This window comes from Sphingopyxis sp. LARHCG72 (assembly GCF_052871675.1).
In genome coordinates this window covers 38,931-64,609 of sequence record NZ_JBIXJU010000005.1, presented here as the reverse complement: position 1 = coordinate 64,609, position 25,679 = coordinate 38,931, and the positions used below count along the sequence as shown (strand labels likewise).

The following is a 25,679-nucleotide window of genomic DNA, read 5'->3' as shown; positions in this document are numbered from 1 at the left end:
CGCCCCTCCGCGCCGGTTGATCGCCCTTGCTATCACGGCTCGCCGGGAGCCGACAATAATCACCACCACAATGGCCACGAATTTTGATCGACAAACCTGTTCAAAAACGAACCATCGATTGCTACATTCGATTAATGCACAACTACCTCCCCTCGCTGAAGCAGATGCAATATCTCGTCGCACTGCACGAGCACGGCCATTTCGGCCGCGCCGCCGACGCGTGCAATGTCACGCAATCGACGCTGTCGGCGGGCATCCGCGAGCTTGAAACCTTGCTTGGACAGACGCTCGTCGAACGCACTCGCCGCGTCGTGCGCTTCACCGGGCTCGGCAACGCGATCGTCGAAAAGGCACACCGCGTGTTGCGCGAGGCCGAGGAACTCGCCGACATGGCGGCCGCCGCCGCCGCGCCGCTCGTCGGCGAACTCAGGATGAGCGTCATCCCGACGATCGCGCCCTTCCTGCTGCCCGGCCTGCTCCCGCGCCTCCGCAAGGAGCGCCCCTCGCTGAAGCTCTTCCTTCGCGAAGAACCGAGCGCGCAGGCGTGCGAGTCGCTTCACCACGGCACGGTCGACTGCGTCCTCCTCGCCCTCCCCTATGCGTGCGGCGACGTCGAAGCCGAAAACCTGTTCGACGATGCGCTTTTCGTCGCTTTCCCCGGCGACCAGTCCGAAGACCTGCCCGCGATGGTCAGCGCCGACCAGCTCGACCCTGCGCAGATGCTGATGCTCGAGGACGGACATTGCCTGAAAGACCATGTCCTCGCTGCCTGCAACCGCCCCGAACTGCGGGCCGGCGCGCGGATGATGGGAACGTCGCTGCACACGCTGGTGCAGATGGTCGACAACGGCCTCGGCATCACGATGCTGCCGCAAATGGCTATTGAGGCGGGCATTCTCGATCACACCGACATCGACACGCGCCCGCTCGATTCGGAGCATGACTGGCGGACGATCGCACTCGTGTGGCGCAAAGGCAGCCCGCGCGCCGACGAGTTCCGGATGCTCGCGGATATTTTCCGCAAGCATCAGGTGACAAGCTAGGCCTGGTCCCAGCGCCCCGCGCGGCTGTGGTCGCCTTCGCGCTGCTCGACCCATTGCACGCGCCCGTCGGCGAACGTCTCGCGCTTCCACAGCATGACGTCGGTTTTCAGCCGGTCGATCAAAAACTCGCACGCCGCGAGCGCCTCGGCGCGGTGCGGGCTGCTCGCTAGGACGAGGACGATCGTGTCGCCCGGCTCCATCGCGCCGACGCGGTGGATCAGCGTCAGCGCCGAAAGCCGCCAGCGGTCGGTAGCGGCGTGGGCCAGATCCGCCAGCCCCGCTGTGGTCATCACCGGATGATGGTCGAGGAACAGCTCGACAAGATCGCCCTCGCCGCGCACGCGGCCGATGAAGCTGGCGCTCGCGCCATGCCCGCCCGCATCGTGGAGGTCGAGTTCGGCGGCCACGTCGATCGCCGCGGGCTGGACGAGGACGCGGATCACCCGCCGGTCACCGGTGGGAAGAGCGCGACTTCGCGGGCGCCCGAAAGTGGCGCGCCCGGTCCCATCATCACCCCGTCGATCGCGGCGCGGATACGCTGCGGTTCGGCAAAGGCCAACGCCCCCCGATCATCCCGCGCCGCAAGCCACGCGACCAGCGCGCCGATATCCACGATGCCCGGCGGAACGTCGACCACCTCGTCGGCAATCCCCATCCGCTCGCGGACCCAGGCAAAATAGGCGATGTTCAGCGCCATCCCGAATCAATCCATATGTTTCAGGCCGACGCGCAGATAATCCCAGCCGGTGATCAGCGTCAGCACGGCAGCACCCCAAAGCGAGGCCAGCCCGACGGTCTTGATCCACGCCATCGCCGGAAGCGCGCCGGCGAGGATCAGCGCGCCGAAGGCGACGAGTTGGAAGGTCGTTTTCCACTTCGCAAGCTGCGTGACGGGCATCGACACCTGCAGTGTCGCGAGGAATTCGCGCAAGCCCGACACGATGATCTCGCGCAGCAGGATCATCAGCGCCGCGATGACGTGGTATCCGGCGATATCGCGGGTGAAGACGAGCAGCAGGATCACCGCCGCGATCATGATCTTGTCGGCGATCGGATCGAGGAAAGCGCCCAGCCGCGACACGATCCCGCGCGAGCGTGCAACATAGCCGTCAAAATAATCGGTAATGCCCATCAGGCAGTACAGGCCAAAAGCGAGCGCATAGTCGATCGGCCTCGGCTGATGCGAGCCTTCGACCACCCCCGGCCACAGCAGGAAAAGCAATATGGGCACCGCCAGGATGCGCGACAATGTCAGGATGTTCGGAAGACTGAGCATGGTCCCTGATTCCAGCGCGCGCGTTACGTTCCGCCCAAAATGGGCTTTGACCCCGCTTCCCCTAACCGATAAGCCCGCCGGGCGACAACCATATTGCCTCTTGGGGCGGGCGTTGTCCGAATGTCGGGGTACAAAAGTGGATTTTCAATGACCGGTTCCTTTGCGCTGATGAAGCAACGCCGGTTCCTGCCACTGTTCGCGACACAGTTCCTCAACGCCTTCAACGACAATTTCTACAAGATGGCGATGGTGATCCTCGTCACCTTCACCATCTATAAGGATCCCGAGACCGAGGCGTGGTTCAACGCGCTCGCGGGGGGCCTTTTCATCCTGCCCTTCTTCCTTTTTTCCGCGCTCGCCGGGCAACTCGCCGACAGCACCGACAAGACGCGGATGATCCGCGTCATCAAGACGGCGGAAATCTTCATCATGATCGTCGGCGCGATCGGCATCTGGTTTCACCTGGTGCCCGTGATGCTGCTCGCGCTGTTCGCAATGGGCATGCACTCGACCTTCTTTGGTCCGATCAAATATGCGATCCTGCCCCAGCATCTGCACGAGGATGAGGTGCTGGCGGGGACCGGCTGGGTCGAGGCGGGCACCTATATCGCGATCCTCGGCGGCACGATCGTCGGCGGCCTTACCCCGCCGCACATCGCCATTCCGGGCATCATCCTCGTCGCGATCATCGGACGCCTGACCGCGACCTATGTGCCTTCGGCACCGCCCGAAAAGGAAGCCGCGGGCATGGTCATCGACCGGAATGTGCTTCGCTCGTCGTGGCAGATCGTCAATTCGACGATGCATATCCCGCGGCTGTTTCTCGCGATCCTCTCGATCAGCTTCTTCTGGGCGATCGGTGCGATCCTCGCCGCGCAATTCCCGCCGCTGGTGAAAAACGCGCTGGGCGCCGACAACACCGTTGCGACCCTGTTTACCGCGATTTTCTCGGTTGGTGTCGCGATCGGTTCGATCGTCGTCAACCGCCTGCTCAAAGGGCATGTCTCGGCGCGCTATTCGCCTGGATCGGTGATTGTGATGGGGCTGTTCGTGCTCGACCTGTGGTGGAATGTGAAGGGGTGGAGCCACCATGGCGCGGCGCTGATGAACTGGCGCGACTTCCTCGCGCTCACCGCGGGCGATCGCATCATCCTCGACCTGCTCGGCATCGCAATCGCCGGCGGCATGTTCGTCGTGCCGCTCTATGCGTTCCTGACGACGACGGTCGCCAAGTCGCAGACCGCGCGCACCGTCGCCGCAAACAATATCGTCAATTCAGGCTTCATGGTTGCCGCGACGCTGTTGCTCAGTGTGCTGATCGGTATCGGCCTGACGATCGACGACACGCTGCTGATGGTCGCGGCGATGTGTCTCGTGTCGGCGATGCTGGCCTGGCGCCTGCACAAGGCCTGCGATGAAGTACCGCAATTGCGGCCTGATTAGATCAGGAACATCATCGTCGCGGTGAAGAAAATCGCGAAGCTCTGAAGAAACAGCCGGAAGTCGTTGTTGGAAAAGATCGTGACCGGCTCGCGATGCGCAGCGAGCGCCGTTCGCAATTCACCCTGCCAGTCCGCTGGCGCGCTCAGCCGCGCGATCGTCAGCTGCCGTGCCCCATGTTCGCGAACCAGGGTGCGAATATCGATATGATCGTCCGAGTCCATGCAGCCGAGGCTAGGACGATGTTAACGAGTCGATAAGGTTAAAAGAGTGTTAACGCCGCGGCGTCCCAGCGTGGGACGCTTGGCCGCGATTGCCTTAAGATGCCGGCATCGGCTTGATGCGGACTTGGCGGTTGTCGCCGACCCCCGACTGGAAAGGCTTGCAACGCGCCGGCTTCATTCGCGCGCCGAGACACAGGCGCACCTCGCTGAGCCATCCCTTCCGGTCGAGCGAGACGGCAATCATCGAAGGCGCCACGCCGCGATTGACCTCGGCAAAGGCCCTTCGGATACTGCCCGCTGTCTGGGGTTCTGCCGCAAGCTTCTTCATGTCGGGAAAACGCACCGCGCGGAACAATATCTCCGCAGACCGGAAATAGGCGGCGGGATTGGGGCTCATGCACGTCCCATGCTTCGCCCATTCATGCTGGAGGAGCTGCGCCGAAGGCGTCATGCACATATGCTTCTTCAGCACAGGCCGCGGTACGATCTTCGCCGGACGGCACCATTGCGGATAACCGGGGGTATCGGTTTCGGGCCACAGCCCGTGGAGCACCCAGCCGAAACGCCCGCCCTCGCCCGAGCATTGGAAACGGTCGCGCGCATCGCGCGGATTGCGCGCATTGGCGCAATGTTGCGGCGACCAGCTCATGCTGAGCAGATAGCCCGTCGTCTTGGGATTGCGGACAGGTTCGCCGCGCTTGGGCTGTTCGAGACGCGGCACCGCGATGCGGTCGGGCGCCGAGCAGGCCAGCGATTGCGCCTGCGCCGCGACCGGTATCAGCGCCAGCGCAATCGCGCTAAGCGAGCGCAAAATCGAGCCCGATGTCCGCCGCCGGGGACGACTGCGTCAGCCGTCCGACCGACACATAGGTCACGCCGGTCGCGCCGATGTCGCGGATCGTGTCGAGCCGGACCCCGCCCGATGCCTCGGTCGGAACCTTGCCGCCAACCAAAGCGACGCATTCGCGCAATTCGGCGAGATCCATATTGTCGAGCAGCAGGTGCGTCGCGCCGGCAGCCAGCGCGGGCGCGACCTGCGTAATACGGTCGACCTCGACGATGATGTTATCGATCCCGGCATCGACCGCACGGCGCACGGCTTCCTCGACCGATCCCGCGACCGCGACATGGTTGTCCTTGATCATCGCCGCGTCCCACAGGCCCATACGGTGGTTCGTCGCGCCGCCCATGCGCGTCGCATATTTTTCGAGCACGCGAAGGCCCGGGATCGTCTTGCGCGTGTCGAGCAGGGTTGCGCCGGTGCCGGCGAGCGCATCGACATATTGGCGCGTCATCGTCGCGATCCCCGACAGATGCTGCACCGTATTGAGCGCCGATCGCTCCGCGGTCAGCATCGCGCGGGCATTGCCCGACAGCCGCATCAGGTCGCTGCCCGGCGCGACCTGTGCGCCCTCTTCGACCAGTATCTCGATCTCCATCGCAGGGTCGAGCGCGCGAAAGAATCGCTCGGCGATCGGCAGGCCCGCGACGGTGATCGCATCGCGGCTGTCCATCACGCCGCCGAAGCGCGCATCGGCTGGGATCGTCGCCATCGAGGTGATATCCCCCCCCGCCCCCAAATCCTCGGCCAAAGTGGCGCGAACGAAGGCATCAAGGTCGAAATCGGGCAAGGAGAATTGGGTCATGCCACCTGCGATAATCGCCCCGCCTAGCAAATCAACTTGACGTTTACGTCAACTGGCGCTGACATGGGCGCAAATAGACAAATAGGAGAGGCCCCCATGCAATCCCCCATCTGCGCGATGCTCGGTATCGAATTCCCGCTCCTCGCCTTTTCGCATTGCCGCGACGTCGTCGTTGCCGTGTCGAAGGCCGGGGGAATGGGCGTCTTCGGCGCCGCTGCGCTGCCGCCCGAACGGCTCGAGGAAGAGCTGCAGTGGATCGACGCCCATATCGGCGGCCTCCCCTATGGCGTCGACCTGATCGTCCCCAATAGCTTTGTCGGCAAGGGCGAAGCCCCGTCGTCGGGCGCCGCGAAGATACCCGAAACGCACCTGCAGTTCGCCGCCGACCTGCTCGGCAAGTTCGACGTCGACGCGGCGGGACTCGAAGCCGCGATGGACGCCCGGCAGAGCTTTGGCGACAATATGCACGAAGATGGTGCGGCGAAGCTGCTGGAAGTCGCTTTCCGGCACCCGATCAAGCTGATCGCCAATGCGCTGGGCGTCCCGCCGCCGCTGATGCTCGAACTCGGCAAGCGCCATAACGTCCCCGTCGCGGCGCTGGTCGGCACGCGCGACCATGCGCTGGCGCAGGTCCGTGCCGGCGTCGATATCCTCGTCGTCGCGGGTGGCGAAGCGGGCGGTCATTGCGGCGAGGTCGCGACGATGGTGCTCGTTCCGGAAGTCGCCGCCGCAGTCGAGGCGATCGGTGCGAATACGCCGATCCTTGCAGCGGGCGGGATTGTCACGGGTCGCCAGATGGCGGCGGCGATGGCGATGGGCGCGCACGGTGCATGGACGGGATCCGTGTGGCTGACCACAGCTGAGGCCGAAACCAATCCGGTCGTGAAGGAAAAGATGCTCGCCGCGTCTTCGCGCGACACGGTGCGGTCGAAAAGCCGCACCGGCAAGCCGTCGCGCCAGCTCCGTTCGCCATGGACCGATGCGTGGGAGGCCGACGGCGCGCCCAAGCCGCTCCCGATGCCGCTACAATCGCTGGTCAGCGAGCCCGCGCTGCGCAAGGTCGATAAACTGTCCGAAGGCGGCCACGAAGGCGCGAAAACGCTCGCAACCTATTGGGTCGGGCAGGGCGTCGGCCTGATGAACGAAGCGATGGGCGCCGGGCAGGTCGTGCAGGAATTCAAGCAGGACTGGGTTGCCGCCTGCGAACGGCTCAACGGTTTTATCGGCGACTAGGCAAAAAAGTCCCCGCCGAAGCGGGGACTTTGCAAATCAGCTGACGGTCGCCTTGACGATCTTGCCGGGCTCGCGCGGCGGCTCGCCCTTGGGCAGCGCGTCGACATTTTCCATGCCTTCGATCACTTCGCCCCAGACGGTATACTGGTTGTCGAGGAAGCGGGCGTCGTCGAAGCAGATGAAGAACTGGCTGTTCGCGCTGTTCGGGTTCTGCGCGCGCGCCATCGAACAGACACCCCGAACGTGCGGCTCGCTGTTGAATTCCTGCGGCAGGTCGGGAAGCTCGCTGCCGCCCATGCCGGTACCGGTCGGGTCGCCACCCTGCGCCATGAAACCCGGAATCACACGGTGGAACACGACGCCGTCGTAGAAGCCTTCCTTGGCGAGCGACGAGATGCGCTCGACATGCTGCGGCGCCAGGTCGGGACGGAGGCGGATGACGACATCGCCGGTCGACAGCGAAAGGGTAAGCGTTTCGGACATGGGTGAACTCCTGCGGTCTGCGTTGGCGGTCCCATAGCCGCCACCGCCGTCAAAGCCACGCATTAAATGCGCAAAAGGCGTTCGCGGCGTTGCCATCGGCGGGTGGCGGCACTAGGGGAAAGCTCGCACGCCGCAATTGTCAGGGAGGACCGCGCGATGGACAAACGCGAAGATTCCCTGCCGCCGGAAGAAATCGTCATCACCGACGAGCGCGACCGCGACCCGCCGCCGCGTGAGGCCGAAACCGAGCTCGACGAGGACGACCGGCTGAAGCCCGAGTTCGTCCGCGACGTCATCGATCTCGCCGAAGCCGGCGAGAGCGAAGCCGCTCGCGAGCGGGTGGGCCGCCTCCACCCCGCCGACATCGCCGACCTGTTCGAACTTGCGCGTTCCGACGAGCGCCCGATGCTCGCCGCCGTGCTCGGCAACATGCTGTCCGCCGACGTATTGGCGGAAATGAACGATTATGTTCGCGAGGAACTGATCGACCTGCTCGCGCCCGAGCAGGTCGCCGAACTCGCGTCCGAACTCGATACCGACGACGCCGTCGCGATCATCGAGGACATGGAAGAGGACGAGCAGCAGGCCGTCCTCCAGGCGATGGAACCCGAAGATCGCGCCGCGATCGAAGATGCCCTCTCCTTCCCCGAGGAATCGGCCGGGCGCCTAATGCAGCGCGACCTGGTCGCGGTTCCCGAACATGTGACCGTCGGCGACGTGATCGACCGGCTGCGCGAAGACACCGACCTTGCCAGCGACTTCTGGGAAATCTTTGTCGTCGATCCGATGCACCGGCCCGTTGGCACCTGCCAGTTGAGCTGGATTCTGCGTACCCCGCGCGACATCGCGATCAGCGACGTGATGAAGCGCGAACAGACGCTGATCCCGATCGACATGGATCAGGAAGAGGTCGCGCTGCGATTCCAGAAATATGCGCTGATCTCCGCCGCGGTCGTCGACAAGGGCGGGCGGCTGGTCGGCATGATCACGGTCGACGATATCGTCCACATTATTCAGGAAGAGGCGGGCGAGGACATCTTGCGCCTGTCGGGCGCCGGCGACGGCGACATCAACGAACCGATCCGCGAAACCTACAGCGCGCGCGTGCGCTGGCTGATCGCCAATCTCGGCACCGCACTCGTTGCGTCGACGATCGTCGGCTTCTTCGGCGGCGCGATCGAGCATATGGTCGCGCTGGCGGCGTTGATGCCGATCGTCGCAGGGGTCGGCGGCAATGCCGGGACGCAGACGCTGGCGGTTACGGTGCGCGCGCTCGCGATGAACCAGCTCACCGATTCGAACAGCTGGCGCGCGATCTGGCGCGAGATGAAGATCGCCTTGCTCAATGGCGGGACGATCGCGCTGATCGCAGGGACCGCGACCGCGCTATGGTTCGCCAATCCGCAGCTCGGCGGCGTCATCGCCGCCGCGATGATCGTGAACATCTTTGTTGCAGGGGTCGCGGGGGTAGCGATCCCGCTGCTGCTCGACCGGCTCGACCAGGACCCCGCGGTCGCAAGTTCGATCTTCGTCACCATGACGACCGATTCCATGGGCTTTTTGGCGTTCCTCGGCCTCGCCGTGCTTAGCGGCCTGACCGCGCTCTAACGGCAATATACTGGAATCCGAGCGATTCAGAACGGTCCGAAAAAAAATTCATCGACGTGATTTTTTTTGGGAACCTATCCGGCCAGTCCGTCGTTTCCATTTCGAGCAGCGGTCATCGCCCCCCCGCAGCGCTGCTCAGCAACATTGGCCCGGCCCGCATTCCCTCCCCCCCCTCGAAAGCGTGCCGGGCCATTTTGCACCACTTCCTAAAGAGGTAGAAATATGACGAGTTACCGCGCAATCCTTCTCGCCCTGATGGCAAGCTTTCTGGTCGCTGGCTGCAACACGGTAAAGGGTGCCGGTCGCGACATCGAATCTGTCGGCCAGGCCGGCAGCGATGCCATTAACTGATCGGGACCGAGTAACTTACCCTAAGCCTCTTCGAGAGGCTCGACAGGCGCCTCTTCGGCGCCTGTTTTGCGTCGGCGCTGGGTAAACCAGATCGCGAAGAGCGACATTTCATAGAGGAACACGAGCGGCACCGCGAGCAGGAGCTGGCTGAGGATATCGGGCGGCGTGAACACCGCGGCGATCGCAAAGGCCGCGACGATCATATAGCGGCGCGCAGAAACCAGCTGCTCGCGCGTCACCAATCCGGATCGCTCGATGAGCATCAGCAGGATCGGCAGCAGGAACGCGATGCCGAACGCCATGATGAACTGCATCGTGAAGCTTAGGTAGTTTCCGACCGAAGGCAGCGCCTCCTGCGTGATCCCGCCGATATCACCCTGATATCCGAGCAGGAATTTGAGCGCGATCGGGATGGTAAGGAAATAAGCGAAGCAGGCGCCCGTCGCGAACAGGACGGGAGTCGCGAGCAGGAAGGGCAGCAGTGCGCGCTTTTCCTTGCGATACAGCCCCGGTGCCACGAACTTCCACAGCTGGTTGGCGATCACCGGAAAGGCGATCATCGTTGCCGCAAACAGCGCGACCTTGATCTCGACGAAAAACGCCTCGAACAGCTGCGTATAGATGAGCTTGCCCTGTCCCGCGCGGACGAGCGGCTGCACGAGAACGCCGAATATCGGCTTGGCGTAATAAAGGCACACGCCAAAGGCGATACCGATCGCCAGCAGCGATTTCAGCAGGCGCGAACGCAGCTCGATCAGATGGTCGAGCAGCGGCATCTTGCCGCCGGCGCCGTCATCGTCTCCGCTCGTCACGGGCGCTTCGGCGCTCATGGCAGTGGGCCGTCCTTCGGCGGGATCGCGTGCGTTTCGGGCGGATTCGCGGCGGCCGCTTCGTCAATCTCGGCTTCGGTCGGCGGTTCGGACTTGGGAGCGGCTGTCGATGCCGAGGAGGGTGACGCGCCCGCATCGTCGATGCGCGGAAACTCGCGCATGATCGCATCATTCTGCTCGCGCCACTGTTTTTCGAGCTCCTCGAGCTCGGCCTCGCGCATCATTGTGTCTAGCCCGGCACGAAAATGGCGTGCCATGCCGCGCGCCTTCCCCATCCATTTGCCGACGAAACGCATCGCCTTGGGGAGGTCCTTCGGGCCGATAACGACCAAGGCCACCACCACGACGAGCAGCAACTCGGTGGGCGCAACGTCAAACATGAACTAACACTTCCCCCGCAAGCGGACGGCAATCAGAGCTTGTCGTGCTCGGCAGTCGGGGTCGAAACCGGGGTGGCATCGGGCGCGCGCTGGCCTTCGATGTGCTTGGGTGCGGGCGTCGGCGCGTCATCGTCGGCCATGCCCTTCTTGAAGCTTTTGATGCCCTTGGCGACATCGCCCATCATGTCCGAAAAACGGCCCTTGCCGAACAGCAGCAGGACGAGAATCCCGACCACGAGCCAGTGCCAGATGCTGAAGCTACCCATCTCAAATTCTCCTTGAGGCCGCTATCTAGGCTTCCTCGCCGTCTTTTACTAGGTCCAGTTCGCCCATCGCTTCCTCGAAAGCGAGATCGACCGGGTCGAGCAGTCCCGCCGCGCGCAAATCCTCCACGCCCGGCAGGTCCTTGCGGCTCGTGAGGCCGAAATGTTGCAGAAACGCGTCGGTCGTCTTGTAAATCAGCGGACGCCCCGGCACCTCGCGGCGCCCTGCGGGGGCGATCCATTCGGCCTCCATCAGCACGTCGAGCGTCCCCTTCGATGTCTGGACGCCGCGGATCGCCTCGATTTCGGCGCGGCTTACGGGCTCGTGATACGCGACGATCGCCAGCACTTCGGCGGCGGCGCGCGACAGCTTGCGCGGATCGTCGCGTTCGCGGCGCAGCAGGTGCGCAAGGTCGGCGGGGGTCTGGAAATGCCAATGCCCGCCGCGCTCGACCAGTTCGATCCCGCCGCCCGCGTGCCGTGCAGCGATAGTCTGGATGATCGCACGGACGTCGCCCGGCGTCATCTCGCCGCCCAGCCGATTCGCGACCTGCCGCGCGTCGAGCGCTTCGTCGCTGGCGAAAAGCATCGCCTCTATCGCGCGTTCGAGATCGTCGATCATGCCCCTTGTCCCATTGCCGCGGCCTTCAGATAAAGCGGTTCGAACGCGCCCTCCTGCTTCAGCTCGACCCGCCCCTGCCGCGCCAGTTCGAGCGCGGCGACAAAGCTCGATGCGATCGCCGAGCGGCGGAGCGGACCGTCATAGTCCGGCGGCAGGAAATCAGAAAGCTCGGCCCAGTCGAGCTTTACCCCGAGCATACGCTGGAGATGATGAAGCGCGGCGTCGAGCGTGATCACCGGCCGCCGCGAAACCATGTGCACGACGGGCTCGGCGCGGAGCTTGACCTGACCATAGGCCGAAAGCAGGTCGTAAAGGCTCGCATCCCACCGCCGGACCCGGACATCGCGCAGTCCTTCCGGCTTTGCACGCAGGAAGACGTCGCGACCGACGCGGTCGCGCGCGAGCAGCCGCGCCGCCGCATCGCGCATCGCCGCGAGCCGTTGAAGCCGCAGTTGCAGGCGCAGCGCCAGTTCGTCGGGCGACGGATCTTCCAGCGGGTCCTTGGGGAGCAACAGCGCCGACTTGAGATAGGCGAGCCACGCCGCCATCACGAGATAGTCGGCGGCGACTTCCAGCTTCAGCTCGCGCGCTTCGGCGATGAACGAGAGATATTGTTCGACCAGCGCGAGGATCGAAATCTGCTTGAGGTCGACCTTCTGGTTACGCGCCAGCGCCAGCAAGAGGTCGAGCGGGCCTTCCCAGCTTTCGAGCGAAAGCTGCAAGGCGTCTTCGCGTTCGGGCGCTGCCGGTGCGATCTCGAAATCGAGCGGCAGTTCGTCCATCAGCCGGTCAGGCCGTCGCCAGCAGCGCGTCACGCTGGTCGACCAGCGTCGCAAAGGCCCGGTCATCGCCGACACCCGAAACACGGTCCATCGCGCCTTCGAGGCGCGCGCGCGACACGGTGCTGATCGGATCGAGCGCATTCGCGATCCCGACCATATCGTCCATCTTGCCCCAGCAGTTGAGCGCGATATCGCACCCAGCGGCCACCGCGCGGGCTGCGCGCGAGGGTACATCCCCCGACAGCGCCTCCATATCGAGATCGTCGCTGAGCAGCAGGCCGTGGAACCCGATGCGCTGGCGGATCACGCTGTCGATGACGAGCGGGGAGAGCGTCGCGGGCCTGTCCGGGTCCCAAGCGGTGAAGACGACATGGCAGGTCATCGCCATCGCCGCGTCGCGGAGCGCGGCAAAGGGTGCGAGGTCGGTCTGAAGATCGCGGTCGGGCGCGGTGACGACGGGCAGCTCCTTGTGCGAATCGAGCAGGGCGCGGCCGTGGCCGGGGATATGCTTGACGATCCCGACGACGCCGCCATCCTGCAGTCCGCTGAGGATCGCGCGGCCGAGTGCCGCGACGCGCATCGGCTCGCTGCCGAGCGCACGGTCGCCGATGACGTCGCTGGCGCCCGGCTGGCGGACGTCGAGCAGGGGCAGGCAATCGACCGTGATGCCGACCTCCGACAGCATGGCGGCGAGCGCCATCGCGTTCAGCCGCGCGGCCTCGATCGCGCTCGCGGGCGCGCGTTCGTACAGCGCGTCAAACGCCGCGCCGCTTGGAAAAGCTGGCCATTCGGGCGATTTCATCCGCGCAACACGGCCGCCCTCCTGATCGATCAGGATCGGCAAATTCGCACGCCCGTCGAGCGCCCGCAATTCGTCGGTCAGGCGGCGGACCTGTTCGCGGTTTTCGATGTTGCGCCCGAACAGGATATAGCCCGCGGGGTCGCTGCCGCGAAAAAAGGCGCGCTCATCGTCGGTGAGGGTCAGGCCCGACAGGCCAAAAATCGCGGGTATCATCGTACGTCAAACTCCATCGGTCGCCGTCCCCTCAGACAGCGGCCAAGCTATGATCATGCCATAGTGGAAGCATTGCACCAACGGAGTCTGCGGCCAAACGGGCCGAATCAGCGAACGATGACGCAATTTTCACCCGCAACGCGCAATTTTCCGCATAAATTCGCGGCGTTGGCGGCCGTTCCCGCCGAGACGCGCAAACGATAGACGGTGCTGTCGCCGACCTTCGCGGGCGACACCGACTTGTTGAGTTCGGCGAGATAGGCAAAACGCTTCGACAAATTGGTCCACGCCTTGGCGGCCGCGGCAGCGCTGCTGAACGCGCCGAGCTGGATCATTGCCCCGTTCGAAACCGGCGCGGGCTTTGCAACAGCTTCGGCGGTTTTCACCGGAGCGGCAGCGGGCTTGCCCTTCTCCACAGGGGCGGCCTTGGCTGCCGCCGCCTTCGTCGCGGCTGCCTTGTCCGCAGCGACCTTCTTCGCCGCCGCTTCGCGCTCCTGCGGCGTCACCGCGGGCTCTTCGGGCATCCGCGTCGGATCGACCTTGCCCGCGGGCTCGGCGCCTTCGCTGGCCGAGAAGCTGGCGTCGCCTTCGCCGTCGAACGTCTTCGCGCCGTCATTCTTCGGTGCGACCTTGTAGTCACCCTGCTGCGCGGCGATCAGCTCGCCCTTGCCGCGCGCGCCGCCGTTCTGGACCCACCACAGGCCGCCGAGCACCGCACCGATCAGCAGCAGCCCGCCGAGCACCATCACCAGCAGGCGCGCGGGCGACACTTCGCCGTCTTCCTCGAACCCGTCGGCGGCTTCGAGCCATGGCAGACGGTCGTCGTCTTCCAGTCCCAGCCCCGCATCCGCCTGCCCGGCGCCCCTGTTCTCGGCCATCAAACCATCTCCTCGAGCGCCTCGACCCCCATCAGGTTCAGCCCGTTGCGGATAACCTGCCCGATTCCATCGGCCAAATAAAGGCGCGTCGCGGTCAGTTCGGGATCATTGTCGAGCACGATACGCAGCCCGGGATCGTCGTTGCCCAGATTGTACCATGCGTGGAACGCCGCCGCGACATCGGCGAGGTAGAAGGCGATCCGGTGCGGCTCGCGCGCCGAGGCCGACGCCTCGACCGTCCGCGGGAACTGCGCGAGCAGCTTGATCAGCCCAAGTTCGTGCGCGTTGAGGCGCTCTGGGGCGGGCGCCGGAAGGACGATCCCCGCATCGGCCGCCTTCTTGCGCAGCCGCGCGATCCGGGCATTGGCATATTGCAGATACCAGACCGGGTTGTCGCGCGAGGCCTCGACGACCTTGGCGAAATCGAAATCCATCTGCGCATCGGCCTTGCGCGTCAGCATGGTGAAGCGCACCGCATCCTTGCCGACTTCGTCGACGACGTCGGCGAGCGTGACGAAATTGCCCGCCCGCTTCGACATCTTGAACGGCTCGCCATTCTTGAGCAGGCGGACCATCTGCACCAGCTTGACGTCGAACCGCGTCTTGCCGCCGGTGAGCGCCGCGACCGCCGCCTTGATCCGCTTGACGGTGCCCGCATGGTCGGCGCCCCAGATATCGATCAGTTCGTCGGCATTCTGCGCCTTTTGGTAATGATAGGCGAGGTCGGCGCCGAAATAGGTCCAGCTGCCGTCAGACTTCTTGATCGGCCGATCCTGATCGTCGCCGAACTGCGTCGAGCGGAAAAGCGGCAGTTCCACCGGCTCCCAATCCTCGGGGGTCTCACCTTTCGGCGCCTCGAGCTGGCCGTCGTAAACCAGATCATGCTCGCGCAGCCATTTTTCGGCGGCGGCGGGCTTGCCTTCGGCCTGGAGTTCGGCTTCCGACGAGAAGAGGTCGTGATGAATGCCGAGTTTCGCAAGGTCGGCGCGGATCATGTCCATCATCGCGCTGACCGCCTCGGCGCGGAACAGGCCGAGCCAGGCGCTTTCGGGCGCGCCGACAAACCGGTCGCCATATTCGACCGCAAGCTTGTCTGCGACGGGCATCAGATAATCGCCGGGATAAAGCCCCTCGGGGATCGCATCGATCTCTTCGCCGAGGGCTTCGCGGTACCGCATATGCACCGAACGCGCGAGCACATCGACCTGCGCACCCGCGTCGTTGACATAATATTCGCGGATCACCTCATGCCCGGCATATTCGAGCAGCGCGGCGAGCGCGTCGCCCACGACCGCGCCGCGGCAATGCCCGACGTGCATCGGACCGGTGGGGTTCGCCGAGACATATTCGACGTTGACGCGGCGCCCCTGCCCCATCGTCGAGCGGCCATAATCGCCGCCCTCGCTGAAGATCAGCGCGAGTTCGTCGCGCCAGCTGTCGTCGACGAGGCGCAGGTTGATGAAACCCGGACCGGCGACGCTCGCCTCGGTCACCTCATCGAGCGCGCCGAGTTCGGCGACGAGCAGTTCGGCGAGCGCGCGCGGGTTCATGCCCGCGGGCTTCGCGAGCACCATCGCGGCGTTGGTGGCAACGTCGCCATGCGCGGGATCGCGCGGCGGCTCGACGCTGATCGCCGACCGGTCGAGACCGGCGGGCAAGGCATCGCGGGCGGCAAGCGCGTCGAGCGCGATGCCGATATGGTCGGAAAAACGGCTGAACAGGGTCACGGGGCTTGGCCTATCTTCGATCGGAAAGTCTTGCGCGCGCCCTATCGCAGCTTGGCGCACGCGAAAAGCCCTGCGTCACCGGGCGGCGCGCAGGGCGTGAAGAAGCGAACGGCGCCGGAACGCCGCCGCGGGTCCTATCGTCGGACGTTATATTCGAGCTGGTCCTGTGTCAGCTGGAAGCCGACGAGCAGTTCGAAGCTCGCCCGCTGCACCGCGGCGCGCACTTCGGGCAGGCTGAGCGGATCGACCGCCGCGTCCTGATCGCCCGCCTTGCGCTTGCGCGTGATGCGTTCCTGGATGTCGGCGGGCAGCGTCGCCGCGGCGCGGTCGACATAGGCCGACGCCTGCGCCCGGCCGGTGCCGCGGACCTGGCCCTCGGCAAAGGTCACCGCCACATTACCGAGCCGCTTTGCGACGACGGCCGTGCCACCCTGCAGGACGGTAGCATAATAAGGCAGCGTGACGGTCCGCGCCGGCCCGGCATCGCGGCGCGTCGCGACGACATCGAAACTCGCAAGCTGATAGACTTTTTCGCCGGCGTCGTTGCACTGCGGCGTCACATTGGTGATCGCGGCAACGACGTCGACCGCGCGCGCGTCGCGGCTTGTTGCCGGGTCGAACAGCGTGATGTCGCCGGTGTGCAACGGAACCGCCACCGCCGGGCAGGCGCTGCGCGTCGAGGTGATGCCGACACCGCCTGCAAGGTCGATTTCATTATCCTTCGCACAACCCGCCACCATCGCCATGGCCGCCGTGCCGCACAGCACGGTCAGGAATTTACGCGACGGGAACGAAATGGGCATCATGATAATCAGGCTTTCCAAACAGGCGCTTTGACAGGCGTCGGGACGGTCGATCCCGCTTCATGCGCGCCGCTTCTTATCGGTGCGATGAACAAGGCGCAACAAAGAGAACGACAATGAGACGGGGACGAAGCCGCTTTACCGCAATGCGCCTGCTGCGCTAGAGCGCGCGCATTATGAACGCTCCCCATCCGATGACGCGCCCCGACGGCAATGAAGCGGCAGAACTCAGGGTTTTGATCGCGGCACCGCGCGGCTTTTGCGCCGGCGTCGATCGCGCGATCCGCATCGTCGAACTCGCGCTCCAGAAATATGGCGCGCCGGTCTTCGTCCGGCATGAAATCGTCCATAACCGCTATGTCGTGGACTCGTTGAAGGCAAAGGGCGCGGTTTTCGTCGAATCGCTCGACCAGGTTCCCGACGGCGTCCCTGTGGTTTTCAGCGCGCACGGCGTGCCCAAGGCGGTGCCGGCCAAGGCCGAAATGCGCGGGCTCGACTATATCGACGCGACGTGCCCGCTGGTGTCGAAGGTGCACCGCCAGGCCGAACGCGCGCATGAAACTGGTCGCCATATCGTCTTTGTCGGCCACGCCGGGCACCCCGAAGTGATCGGAACGCTGGGCCAGTTGCCCGAAGGCGCGATGACGCTGGTCGAATCGGTCGACGATGTCGCCGCGCTGGCGCCGCCCGATCCCGACATGCTGTCGTTCCTGACGCAAACCACGCTGTCGGTCGACGACACGCGCGACATTATTGCAGCGTTGCAGCACCGCTTTCCCACGATCTCCGGGCCGCGAGGCGAGGACATCTGTTATGCAACCTCGAACCGGCAGGAAGCGGTCAAGGCGATTGCGGGCGAATGCGACCGTATGATCGTGATCGGCGCACCGAACAGTTCGAACAGCCTGCGCCTGGTCGAGGTTGCCGAACGGCTGGGGACGCCCGCGCATCTCGTCCAGCGCGGGACCGATGTCGATCCGGCGTGGCTGCAGGGCATCGGCACGCTGGGCATCACGGCGGGCGCCAGCGCGCCGGAGACGCTGGTACGCGAAGTGATCGACGCCGTCGCATCGGTTCGTCCTATCGTCGAAAATATCGTCGTGACCGCCGAGGAGAATATGGTGTTCAAGCTGCCGCGCGGCCTCGAAACAGCCTGATGGCAGTCTATACGCACGTCGAACCCGACGACCTTGCCGCCCTGATTTCGCGATACGACATCGGCACCGTCGTCTCGTGCAAGGGGATCGCCGAGGGCGTCGAGAACAGCAATTTCCTGCTCGAAACCACAGGCGGCCGCTTTATCCTGACGCTCTACGAAAAGCGCGTCAGCGAGGGCGACCTCCCCTTCTTCGTCGACCTGCTGAACCATCTCGCCGATCAGGATTGCCCGGTCCCCGCGATGATCCGCGACCGGAGCGGCGTCGCGATCCAGCAGATTTCGGAACGCGCAGCGTGCGTGATCCAGTTTCTGCCCGGCATCTCGCTGACACAGCCGACGCCGGGGCAGTGCGAGGCGGCTGGTTCCGCGCTCGGCCAGATGCACCGCGCGCTCGAAGGTTATGTGGGCGGGCGCGAGAACAGCATGGGTCACAAGCACTGGCGGGCCGTTGCCGAGGCGACGGGAAATCTCGATGCCGTACTGCCGGGCCTGCAGTCGATCGTCGACGAGGAACTGGCCTGGCTCGACGCGCATTGGCCCGACGACCTGCCCGCGCATGTCATCCACGCCGATCTTTTTCCCGACAATGTCCTGATGCTCGGCGAGCGCGTCACCGGGCTGATCGACTTCTATTTCGCGGCGACCGATTTTCGGGCCTACGACCTCGTCATCACCCACGCGTCGTGGTGCTTTTCGGCCGATGGAAGGCATTGCGACCCGGCGCGTGCACGGGCGTTGATGCGCGGCTATGCGCACGAGATCGCGTTGAACGAAGCCGAGGTCGCTGCGCTGCCGCTGCTCGCGCGCGGGGCATCGCTGCGCTTCCTGCTGACCCGCGCGCACGACTGGGTGCACACGCCCGCCGATGCGCTCGTCACACGCAAGGACCCCTCGCCTTTCCTGGCACGTCTGCAGCGCTACAGCGCCGCCGACGCCGCAAGCCTGTTCGCCGCCGCATGACCGAGGGTTCGGGCAAGACGGTGATCGTTGCCACCGACGGCGCGTGCAAGGGCAACCCCGGCCCGGGCGGATGGGGCGCCGTTCTGCGCTGGGGCGACGTCGTGAAAACCTTGTCGGGGGGCGAGCCCGATACGACGAACAACCGCATGGAATTGATGGCGGCGATCGAAGCGCTCGCCGCGCTGAAGCGGAGCTGCAACGTCGAACTGTCGACCGACAGCGTCTATGTCCGCGACGGCATCACCAAATGGGTCTTCGGCTGGCAGAAGAATGGCTGGAAGACCGCGGCGAAAAAGCCGGTGGCCAACGCCGACCTGTGGCAGCGCCTCGTGAAGGAAAACGCCCGGCACAAGGTCGAATGGATCTGGGTCAAGGGCCATGCGGGGCACGGCGACAATGAACTGGCCGACACGCTGGCAAGCGACGCCGCGCTGGAAGTTGCGCGGGCGCGCAGGGCGCCCGCGCGCTAAAGATCATTCGGTTTCGCGAACTTCCGCGCCCGGGCCGTTCTTCAGGATCGACTCGATGGCATTTTTTGCGGAGGCCTTGCTGCTATAGCCTTCAGTCCAGAAGATGGGTTCGCTGTTATATTTGAAATAGGCGACAAACTCGCCGGCCTTGTTCTTCTTGATCTCGAAATAATGGGCCATGCCATCCTCCACAGGTCAGGCCGTGCCGGGGGTGGCACAGCCAACCCCATGTTAAGCCGGTCGTTTCACCGCGCGCAAGCCGCCAGACGCATTCAGCCGAAACGCGATGGCGCAAAGGGTGCCGGATCGATACGCGCGATCGCACCGGCCGGGGGCGGCGCGCCGAGTTGCGCGGCCAGTAACGCGGCGATCGCGGGTGAGGTCTGGATACCGAACCCGCCCTGCCCCGCGCACCAGATGAAGGCGCCTTCGTGCCGATCGGCTCCAAAGACGGGAAGACGGTCGGGCGCGAAGCTGCGCAGCCCCGCCCATTTGCGCTCGACCGCAACGACCGGCCAGTCGACGACCGACTGCATCCGATCGATCGCCAGCGCGACGTCGAGCTCCTCGGGCGCGGCATCGTGCGGCGCGGTCGGGGTCTCGTCGTGCGGGGTCAGCCAGACGCGCCCCTCGCTTTGCCCCTTGAAATAGAATTCACCGCCGACATGGACCACCAGCGGCAGGTCCGCAGGGACCGGTACGCCGAGCCGGACCTGCATCACCGTCCGGCGATAGGGCTGGATGCCGACCGGCGCGATGCCGCAGGCGGCGGCGACCTCGTCCGCCCATGCCCCCGCAGCGTTGACGATCAGAGCTGCGCGGATGCGTTTGTCGCCTAGTTCGACATCCCATCCGCCGCCGACGCGCCGCGCCCGCCGCAATGGCGCGCGCGTGACCAGCACCGCGCCCGCACGCTTCGCCGCGCGAAGATAGGCGGCATGAAGGGCGCCGACGTCGATGTCGCGGCACGCCGCTTCGTAAGCAGCCTCGCTCCACTCGGGACGCAATCCCGGAATCCGCTCCGCCACAGCCGCTCCCGACAGGCGCACGACATCGACGCCCCGGGCGGCGAACTCGGCGGCGAAGGCGTCGACCGCCGCCGCCTCCGACCTTTGGCCCAGCGTCAATGCTCCGCGCGGCAACAGGAAGCCGCGATCGGAAAATTCGGCGGGCGGGTTATCCAGCATCTCCAGCGATGCACGGGTCAGCGGCTGGACCCCTGCGCCGCCATAGCTTTCATGCCAGAAAGCAGCCGATCGGCCGGTCGCGTGATAGCCGGGGGCCTCCTCCGCCTCGACCAGCATGACCCGGCGCCAGGGGGCAAGCGCCGCGGCAAGGCTCGCACCGGCGATCCCGGCGCCGACAATCAGCACATCGGTGGCGGAAGGCGGCGCATCGGTCATGCCCGCCGCATATCCGCTGGACCGGGGAATGCAAGCCGCGCGTACCGAGCGACATGGTTACCCTTTGGTAAGCCATGTTGCGTAGGAGAAAGCCGATGGAAAGCGGCACAATCTCTCTTGGCCTGATGGTCCTGCTCGGCGTGCTGATGATTGCCGCCGCGATCAGCGATTTGCGGTCGCGGACCATTTCGAACGAACTTAACGCGGCGATCGCGCTGCTCGCGATCCCCTTCTGGATCGCTAGCGGGCTTGCCGCATGGCCCGATGTCCCGATCCAGTTCGGGGCCGCGCTTGCCGTGTTCCTCGTCTTTGCCGGACTCTTCGCCATCGGCGCGATGGGCGGCGGCGACGTGAAAATGATCGGCGCGGTGATGCTCTGGATCCCGCTGCCGCTGTTCATGCCGACGCTCACCGTGATGGCCGTCGGCGGCGGAATCCTGTCGGCCATCATGCTTATCTATATGAAATTGCGCCCTTCGGAAAAGGCGGCGGAGGTTCCCTATGGGGTCGCCATCGCCGCAGCAGGCCTTTGGGCGCTTCACCAACAATATCTTAACCAGTTTCAGTCTATCGGTTGAAGCTGAGGGCAAGCACCGCCGGTTCTGGTTGGTGTGAGGAGGCGAAAAATCGTCATGGATACGCGAAAGATTATGCTGATCGTCGGCGCGCTGGTGATTGCCATCAGCGCGGCGTTCGGGGTCAACCTGATGATGCGCGGGGCGGCGGCGCCGCAGGCTCGTGCAGCGGCGGCACCGGAAATTACCGGTCCGATGATTTTGGTGGCGACGCGGCAGCTCCCCGTCGGCACGATTATCGGCCCGGACAGCTTCCGGTTTCAGCCCTGGCCGAAGGAATTGGTCGAAAAGGCCTATTTCATGAAGGAAAAGACCGACGTGAACACGTTGGTCGGCACCGTCGTGCGCTATCCGATCACCGCCGGCCAGCCGCTGACGCAAGGCGCGCTGGTTCACCCCGACGATCGCGGCTTCCTCGCGGCGGCGCTTGGCCCGGGCATGCGTGCCGTGACGGTCAAGGTCAGCCAGGAACAGGGTGTCGCCGGCTTCGTCTTTCCGGGTGACCGCGTCGACGTGATGCTGGCCCAGACGATCGAGGTCCAGGAAGGCAGCGCCTATCCCGACAAGCAGATCTTCACCGCCGAAACGATCGTTCGCAACGTTCGCGTGCTGGCGACCGACCAGCGTTATGACGCCGAGGATGAAACGGGCAAGACCCCGGTTCGCACCTTCGGCTCGGTGACGCTCGAAGCCACGCCGGAAATCGCCGAAAAGATCGCGGTCGCGCAGGACATGGGCAAATTGTCGCTGGCCCTGCGTCCGCTCGCCGAAAGCACCGGCGACCTCGAAAGCGCCATCGCCTCGGGCGAGATCAACGTTCCCGCCAAGGGCGGCGCGGTCGCCGAGCGCAAGATGCTGGCCGAAGCCGCAGCGCGTCCGACGGCGAGCCGTTCGTCGGCGACGACCGGCGGCGACGTGTCGCGCTTCTGGATCCCGGTTCGCGGCCGCGTTTCGTCGCCGCCGCAGGTGCCGGGCAACACCAATTCGGCTCCGTCCTATGTGGATCGCGGTGGCGCCGCTTCGGCCGGTCCGGTCGTTCGCGTGACCCGCGGCGACAAGATGACCGTCGTTCCGGTTGGGGGTAAGTAAGATGAACAGCAAAGCCAATTTCAAGGCGACAGCCTTGGCCCGCACCCTGGCGATCGGTCTGGTCGCGACCCCCCTGGTCGCCGCACCTTCGGCGCCGGTGCACGCCCAGGCTGTGCAGAATGCCAGCAGCAGCATCGACCTGTCGGTCGGCCGCGGCCGCCTCGTCAGCCTGCCGGCCTCGATGTCGGACATCTTCGTCGCCGACGACAGTGTCGCCGACGTCCAGGTCCGCTCGAACCGCCAGCTCTATATCTTTGCCAAGAAGCCTGGCGAGACCAGCATCTATGCCACCGACGCCAGCGGCCGGGTCGTCTTTTCGACCGTCGCCCGCGTCGGCAACAACATCGAGACGATCGACCAGATGCTGTCGCTGGCCATGCCCGGCGCGAGCATTTCGGCGAACACGATGAACGGCTTTGTCCTCCTGACCGGCACGGTCCAGTCGCCCGACGACGCGGCCGAAGCCGAACGGCTGGTGCAGGCATTTGTCGGCGAGCCGACCAAGGTCTTGTCGCGCCTGCGGACGGCGACGCCGCTGCAGGTCAACCTGCAGGTCCGTATCGCCGAAGTGAACCGCTCGCTGGTCAAGGAAATCAGCGGCAATGTCCTGACGCGCGACAGCACAGGGGGTTTCCTCGGCGGCATCTTCAGCGGTCGTCAGGCAGGGACGATCACGCGTAACCCCGACGGCACCACGAACTTTACCGTTAACACGCCTCCCGGCGTAAACAGCCTCGTCGGCGCCGGCCGCCTGTTCGGCCTCGACCTCATCGCCTCGCTCGATGTCGGCGAACGGTCGGGCATGGTCGCAACCCTGGCGCAGCCCAACCTGACGGCGATCTCGGGTGAGACCGCGAACTTCCTCGCGGGGGGTGAATTCCCCGTGCCGATCCCCGGCAACTTCGCCGGGACGACGATCGAATATCGTCAATATGGCGTCAGCCTGGCCTATACGCCGACGGTGCTCTCCAACGGACGGATCAGCCTGCGCGTTCGTCCCGAAGTGTCGGAACTTTCGACCGAAGGCGCGATCCAGATGCAGGGATTTCAGGTCCCCGCGCTGACCGTCCGCCGCGCCGAAACGACAGTCGAACTGGGTTCGGGCGAAAGCTTCATGATCGCCGGGCTGCTGAACAATCGTTCGATCGGGGCGATCGACAAGATCCCGGGCCTCGGCGACATCCCCGTGCTGGGAACCCTGTTCAAATCGGACAGCTTCCGCCGCGGCGAAACCGAACTCGTGATCGTCGTGACTCCCTATCTGGTTCAGCCGGTGTCGGCGAACGAGATCAAGCTGCCGACCGATGCCTTCCAGGATTCGAACGACCTGCAGCGCCTGCTCCTCGGTCAGACGAGCAATGGTGTGACTGGCGGCGACCGTCCGAAGCCGCGGCTGGAAACCAACGTGGGCGATGCCGATCGCCCGCGCGGCAGCGGCGACGCGTCGCCGGGCTTCAGCATCAAGTGACGCGGCGGATTTCAGGAGCAAAGTGATGAAGAAAATCGCAACTTGGACGGTCCTGGCTCTCGCCACGTCGCTCGCGGGCTGCACGGGCGCGGCCTATAGCAACCGCAGCCTCGAATCGGTGCACCAGCCGGTCGTGCGCAACAGCATTTATCAATTCGACGTCGCTGCCTCGAACGGCGAATTGCCGCCCAGCGAACAGGGCCGCCTGCAAGGATGGTTCGACGCGATGGGGGTTCGCTACGGCGACCGTGTCGCGATCGAGGACGGGTCGGCCTATGGCGCCGGCTCTGCCCAGGCGACCGTCCGCTCGATGGTCGAACGCCGCGGCATGCTGCTCAGTACCGAGGTCCCGGTAACGACGGGTGCCGTGCCGCAGGGTTATCTGCGCGTCATCGTGACGCGCGCGACGGCATCGGTCCCCGGTTGCCCGAACTGGGAAAGCAAATCGTCGCTCAATCCCGTCAATGCGACCTCGTCGAATTATGGCTGCGCGGTGAACAGCAACATCGCCTCGATGGTTGCCGATCCCAATGACCTGATCCGCGGCGCCAGCGAAACGGGCAGCGATCCCGCCACCGCGACGCGCGCGATCAAGACCTATCGCACCAAACCCCAGACCGGTGCCGGCGCATTGCCCGGCGTCGCTACGAGCGGAGACAGCAAGTGAACGCTCCTTTCAAATCAGCGGGGCTGCGTGACCCCTTCAACGCCTTCGTCTGCGACGACGATACGCTGGAGTTGATCCGCGCCGCGGCCAACGACATGGGCTGGCCAATCGAAAAATGTAACAAGGGCGGCCTGCGCAACGCCGTGCAGTCGCTGTCGGTGTCGGCAAGCCCGAACATCCTGTTCGTCGACATGTCGGAATCGGGTGACCCGATCAACGACATCAATGCCCTTGCCGAGGTCTGCGAACCCGGCACGGTGGTGATCGCGGCTGGTCAGGTGAACGACGTTCGCCTGTACCGCGACCTCCTGTCGAGCGGCATCCAGGATTATCTCCTGAAGCCGCTGTCGCTCGAACAGGTGCGCGAATCGCTGACCATGGCCCAGGCCATGCTCACCGCGCCGAAACACAGCGACATGTCGGACGACAAGCCGCATCACATGATGGGCGTCGTCGGCGTTCGCGGCGGTGTCGGCGCGTCGCTCGTGTCGACCTCGCTCGCTTGGGCGATCAGCGAACAGGCGGGCCGCCAGACGGCGCTGCTCGATCTCGACGTCCATTTCGGTACCGGCGCGCTGACGCTCGACCTCGAGCCGGGCCGCGGCCTGATCGACGCGATCGACAATCCCAGCCGCATCGACGGCCTGTTCATCGAACGCGCAATGGTGCGGGCGTCGGACAAGCTCAGCCTGCTGTCGGCCGAAGCCCCGATCCACCAGCCGGTGATGACCGACGGTTCGGCCTTCTTCCAGCTCGAAGAAGAGCTTCGGGGCGCGTTCGAGATGACGATCGTCGACATCCCGCGTCAGGTCCTGATCCCCTTCCCGCACCTCGTGTCGGAAGCGGGCACGATCCTGCTCGTCAGCGATGTGACGCTCGCCGCCGCGCGCGACACGATCCGCCTCCTGTCCTGGTTCAAGCAGAATGTCCCTGGCGCGCGCGTGATCCTCGTCGCGAACAAGTTCCAGAACGCCATCGGCGAACTGTCGCGCAAGGAGTTCGAATCGTCCATCGAACGCCAGATCGACATCGTCATCCCGTTCGACCCCAAGATGGTCAGCCAGTCGGCCAAGCTCGGAAAATCCTATGCCGAAATCTGCAAAGGTACGAAATCGGCACAGGTCTGGACCAACCTGACGCGCCTCATTCTCGACGGCGCCGATGTCGAAGCCGAAGATGCCCAGATCGCGGCGAGCAAAGGCAAGTCGGGCGGATCGCTGCTCGGCAAGCTCGGGCTCATGACGAAAAAGGGCGCGAAACAGGCGGCATGACAGCGCCGGGCGC

The 25,679-nt window shown here is 65.0% G+C and carries 31 protein-coding genes; 13 read left to right on the top strand and 18 right to left on the bottom strand.

The annotated features are described in order from the left end of the window. Nucleotides 1-134: 134 nt before the first annotated feature. Nucleotides 135-1,043, top strand: coding sequence for a hydrogen peroxide-inducible genes activator (locus ACIPPQ_RS12545; protein WP_446544420.1), 909 nt, complete (start codon nucleotides 135-137; stop codon nucleotides 1,041-1,043). Here the strand turns inward: ACIPPQ_RS12545 and ACIPPQ_RS12540 are convergent. From ACIPPQ_RS12540 to pgsA, 3 genes are read right to left on the bottom strand one after another with little or no spacing between them, the layout of a single operon-like run. After that, nucleotides 1,040-1,486, bottom strand: coding sequence for a molybdenum cofactor biosynthesis protein MoaE (locus tag ACIPPQ_RS12540; RefSeq protein WP_446544419.1), 447 nt, complete (start codon nucleotides 1,484-1,486; stop codon nucleotides 1,040-1,042). The two genes, ACIPPQ_RS12545 and ACIPPQ_RS12540, sit on opposite strands and share 4 nt — an antisense overlap. After that, nucleotides 1,483-1,740 (bottom strand): MoaD/ThiS family protein, encoded by a 258-nt coding sequence (locus ACIPPQ_RS12535; protein WP_446544418.1) that lies wholly within the window; start codon nucleotides 1,738-1,740, stop codon nucleotides 1,483-1,485. The genes ACIPPQ_RS12540 and ACIPPQ_RS12535 overlap by 4 nt, the downstream gene beginning before the upstream one ends. A gap of 6 nt (nucleotides 1,741-1,746) precedes the next feature. Beyond that, nucleotides 1,747-2,319 (bottom strand): CDP-diacylglycerol--glycerol-3-phosphate 3-phosphatidyltransferase, encoded by a 573-nt coding sequence (gene pgsA / locus ACIPPQ_RS12530; protein ID WP_446544417.1) that lies wholly within the window; start codon nucleotides 2,317-2,319, stop codon nucleotides 1,747-1,749. Nucleotides 2,320-2,466: 147 nt separating this feature from the next. Between pgsA and ACIPPQ_RS12525 the strand changes: the two genes are divergently transcribed. Then, entirely contained in the window at nucleotides 2,467-3,762 is a 1,296-nt protein-coding gene (locus ACIPPQ_RS12525; protein ID WP_446544416.1) for an MFS transporter, read from the top strand. On the opposite strand, the gene ACIPPQ_RS12520 is transcribed toward ACIPPQ_RS12525, so the two are convergent. From ACIPPQ_RS12520 to nadC, 3 genes are all read right to left on the bottom strand, one after another. After that, nucleotides 3,759-3,983 carry a hypothetical protein gene (locus tag ACIPPQ_RS12520; RefSeq protein WP_446544415.1) on the bottom strand — a complete coding sequence of 75 codons (225 nt, stop codon included), beginning with the start codon at nucleotides 3,981-3,983 and terminating at the stop codon, nucleotides 3,759-3,761. The two genes, ACIPPQ_RS12525 and ACIPPQ_RS12520, sit on opposite strands and share 4 nt — an antisense overlap. Nucleotides 3,984-4,077: 94 nt before the next feature. After that, nucleotides 4,078-4,794 (bottom strand): ribonuclease T2 family protein, encoded by a 717-nt coding sequence (locus tag ACIPPQ_RS12515; RefSeq protein ID WP_446544414.1) that lies wholly within the window; start codon nucleotides 4,792-4,794, stop codon nucleotides 4,078-4,080. Further along, nucleotides 4,781-5,629: a carboxylating nicotinate-nucleotide diphosphorylase gene (nadC, locus tag ACIPPQ_RS12510; RefSeq protein WP_446544413.1), complete on the bottom strand. Its 849-nt coding sequence runs from the start codon at nucleotides 5,627-5,629 to the stop codon at nucleotides 4,781-4,783. Before nadC ends, ACIPPQ_RS12515 begins: the two co-directional genes overlap by 14 nt. A 96-nt stretch (nucleotides 5,630-5,725) precedes the next feature. On the opposite strand from nadC, the gene ACIPPQ_RS12505 reads away from it, so the two are divergent. Then, nucleotides 5,726-6,862 carry an NAD(P)H-dependent flavin oxidoreductase gene (locus tag ACIPPQ_RS12505; protein ID WP_446544412.1) on the top strand — a complete coding sequence of 379 codons (1,137 nt, stop codon included), beginning with the start codon at nucleotides 5,726-5,728 and terminating at the stop codon, nucleotides 6,860-6,862. 36 nt (nucleotides 6,863-6,898) lie between these two features. Here the strand turns inward: ACIPPQ_RS12505 and ACIPPQ_RS12500 are convergent, their stop codons facing one another. Further along, entirely contained in the window at nucleotides 6,899-7,345 is a 447-nt protein-coding gene (locus ACIPPQ_RS12500) for a peptidylprolyl isomerase (RefSeq protein WP_446544411.1), read from the bottom strand. Between the two features lie 156 nt (nucleotides 7,346-7,501). Here ACIPPQ_RS12500 and mgtE point away from each other — a divergent pair, with 156 nt between their 5' ends. Both mgtE and ACIPPQ_RS12490 read left to right on the top strand, forming a co-directional pair. After that, nucleotides 7,502-8,953, top strand: coding sequence for a magnesium transporter (gene mgtE / locus ACIPPQ_RS12495; protein WP_446544410.1), 1,452 nt, complete (start codon nucleotides 7,502-7,504; stop codon nucleotides 8,951-8,953). A gap of 222 nt (nucleotides 8,954-9,175) precedes the next feature. Further along, nucleotides 9,176-9,304: an entericidin A/B family lipoprotein gene (locus ACIPPQ_RS12490; protein WP_327454597.1), complete on the top strand. Its 129-nt coding sequence runs from the start codon at nucleotides 9,176-9,178 to the stop codon at nucleotides 9,302-9,304. Between the two features lie 20 nt (nucleotides 9,305-9,324). On the opposite strand, the gene tatC is transcribed toward ACIPPQ_RS12490, so the two are convergent. The 9 genes from tatC to ACIPPQ_RS12445 form a co-directional block, all read right to left on the bottom strand. Further along, nucleotides 9,325-10,134: a twin-arginine translocase subunit TatC gene (gene tatC / locus ACIPPQ_RS12485; RefSeq protein ID WP_446544409.1), complete on the bottom strand. Its 810-nt coding sequence runs from the start codon at nucleotides 10,132-10,134 to the stop codon at nucleotides 9,325-9,327. Continuing rightward, nucleotides 10,131-10,514: a Sec-independent protein translocase protein TatB gene (gene tatB / locus ACIPPQ_RS12480; RefSeq protein WP_446544408.1), complete on the bottom strand. Its 384-nt coding sequence runs from the start codon at nucleotides 10,512-10,514 to the stop codon at nucleotides 10,131-10,133. The genes tatC and tatB overlap by 4 nt, the downstream gene beginning before the upstream one ends. A gap of 32 nt (nucleotides 10,515-10,546) precedes the next feature. Beyond that, on the bottom strand, nucleotides 10,547-10,780 hold the full coding sequence (locus tag ACIPPQ_RS12475) for a twin-arginine translocase TatA/TatE family subunit (protein WP_327454591.1): 234 nt from the start codon (nucleotides 10,778-10,780) through the stop codon (nucleotides 10,547-10,549). Nucleotides 10,781-10,805: 25 nt separating this feature from the next. Beyond that, nucleotides 10,806-11,399: an SMC-Scp complex subunit ScpB gene (scpB, locus tag ACIPPQ_RS12470; protein ID WP_446544407.1), complete on the bottom strand. Its 594-nt coding sequence runs from the start codon at nucleotides 11,397-11,399 to the stop codon at nucleotides 10,806-10,808. Next, nucleotides 11,396-12,181, bottom strand: a complete 786-nt coding sequence (locus tag ACIPPQ_RS12465) for a segregation and condensation protein A (protein WP_446544711.1) — start codon at nucleotides 12,179-12,181, stop codon at nucleotides 11,396-11,398. Before ACIPPQ_RS12465 ends, scpB begins: the two co-directional genes overlap by 4 nt. Nucleotides 12,182-12,188: 7 nt before the next feature. Further along, on the bottom strand, nucleotides 12,189-13,196 hold the full coding sequence (gene nagZ, locus ACIPPQ_RS12460) for a beta-N-acetylhexosaminidase (RefSeq protein WP_446544406.1): 1,008 nt from the start codon (nucleotides 13,194-13,196) through the stop codon (nucleotides 12,189-12,191). 107 nt (nucleotides 13,197-13,303) lie between these two features. Continuing rightward, the gene (locus tag ACIPPQ_RS12455) at nucleotides 13,304-14,074 is read right to left on the bottom strand and encodes an SPOR domain-containing protein (RefSeq protein ID WP_446544405.1); all 771 of its coding nucleotides are present in this window, start codon (nucleotides 14,072-14,074) and stop codon (nucleotides 13,304-13,306) included. Continuing rightward, complete coding sequence (gene argS / locus ACIPPQ_RS12450; protein WP_446544404.1) at nucleotides 14,074-15,801, bottom strand: arginine--tRNA ligase; 1,728 nt, start codon at nucleotides 15,799-15,801, stop codon at nucleotides 14,074-14,076. Before argS ends, ACIPPQ_RS12455 begins: the two co-directional genes overlap by 1 nt. Before the next feature lie 134 nt (nucleotides 15,802-15,935). Then, a complete protein-coding gene (locus ACIPPQ_RS12445; RefSeq protein ID WP_446544403.1) occupies nucleotides 15,936-16,607 on the bottom strand; it encodes a hypothetical protein in 672 nt (223 codons plus the stop codon). A gap of 173 nt (nucleotides 16,608-16,780) precedes the next feature. Here ACIPPQ_RS12445 and ispH point away from each other — a divergent pair, with 173 nt between their 5' ends. Genes ispH through rnhA form a run of 3 tightly spaced genes read left to right on the top strand, consistent with a single transcriptional unit; the run spans nucleotide 16,781 to nucleotide 19,193 of the window. After that, nucleotides 16,781-17,761 carry a 4-hydroxy-3-methylbut-2-enyl diphosphate reductase gene (gene ispH / locus ACIPPQ_RS12440; protein ID WP_446544402.1) on the top strand — a complete coding sequence of 327 codons (981 nt, stop codon included), beginning with the start codon at nucleotides 16,781-16,783 and terminating at the stop codon, nucleotides 17,759-17,761. Continuing rightward, nucleotides 17,761-18,723, top strand: coding sequence for a homoserine kinase (gene thrB / locus ACIPPQ_RS12435; protein WP_446544401.1), 963 nt, complete (start codon nucleotides 17,761-17,763; stop codon nucleotides 18,721-18,723). Before ispH ends, thrB begins: the two co-directional genes overlap by 1 nt. Beyond that, nucleotides 18,720-19,193, top strand: a complete 474-nt coding sequence (rnhA, locus tag ACIPPQ_RS12430; RefSeq protein WP_446544400.1) for a ribonuclease HI — start codon at nucleotides 18,720-18,722, stop codon at nucleotides 19,191-19,193. Before thrB ends, rnhA begins: the two co-directional genes overlap by 4 nt. Nucleotides 19,194-19,196: 3 nt before the next feature. On the opposite strand, the gene ACIPPQ_RS12425 is transcribed toward rnhA, so the two are convergent. Then, on the bottom strand, nucleotides 19,197-19,373 hold the full coding sequence (locus ACIPPQ_RS12425; protein ID WP_179496516.1) for a YegP family protein: 177 nt from the start codon (nucleotides 19,371-19,373) through the stop codon (nucleotides 19,197-19,199). A gap of 92 nt (nucleotides 19,374-19,465) precedes the next feature. Continuing rightward, entirely contained in the window at nucleotides 19,466-20,596 is a 1,131-nt protein-coding gene (locus ACIPPQ_RS12420; protein ID WP_446544399.1) for an NAD(P)/FAD-dependent oxidoreductase, read from the bottom strand. A 95-nt stretch (nucleotides 20,597-20,691) separates the two neighbouring features. Here ACIPPQ_RS12420 and ACIPPQ_RS12415 point away from each other — a divergent pair, with 95 nt between their 5' ends. The 5 genes from ACIPPQ_RS12415 to ACIPPQ_RS12395 are packed head-to-tail and all read left to right on the top strand — an operon-like array spanning nucleotide 20,692 to nucleotide 25,666. After that, nucleotides 20,692-21,174, top strand: a complete 483-nt coding sequence (locus tag ACIPPQ_RS12415; RefSeq protein ID WP_446544398.1) for an A24 family peptidase — start codon at nucleotides 20,692-20,694, stop codon at nucleotides 21,172-21,174. Between the two features lie 54 nt (nucleotides 21,175-21,228). Beyond that, the gene (gene cpaB, locus ACIPPQ_RS12410; RefSeq protein WP_446544397.1) at nucleotides 21,229-22,260 is read left to right on the top strand and encodes a Flp pilus assembly protein CpaB; all 1,032 of its coding nucleotides are present in this window, start codon (nucleotides 21,229-21,231) and stop codon (nucleotides 22,258-22,260) included. Nucleotide 22,261: 1 nt separating this feature from the next. After that, nucleotides 22,262-23,728, top strand: coding sequence for a type II and III secretion system protein family protein (locus tag ACIPPQ_RS12405; RefSeq protein ID WP_446544396.1), 1,467 nt, complete (start codon nucleotides 22,262-22,264; stop codon nucleotides 23,726-23,728). Nucleotides 23,729-23,753: 25 nt separating this feature from the next. Then, nucleotides 23,754-24,395, top strand: coding sequence for a CpaD family pilus assembly protein (locus tag ACIPPQ_RS12400; protein WP_446544395.1), 642 nt, complete (start codon nucleotides 23,754-23,756; stop codon nucleotides 24,393-24,395). Then, complete coding sequence (locus ACIPPQ_RS12395; protein WP_446544394.1) at nucleotides 24,392-25,666, top strand: pilus assembly protein CpaE; 1,275 nt, start codon at nucleotides 24,392-24,394, stop codon at nucleotides 25,664-25,666. The genes ACIPPQ_RS12400 and ACIPPQ_RS12395 overlap by 4 nt, the downstream gene beginning before the upstream one ends. Nucleotides 25,667-25,679 lie beyond the last annotated feature (13 nt).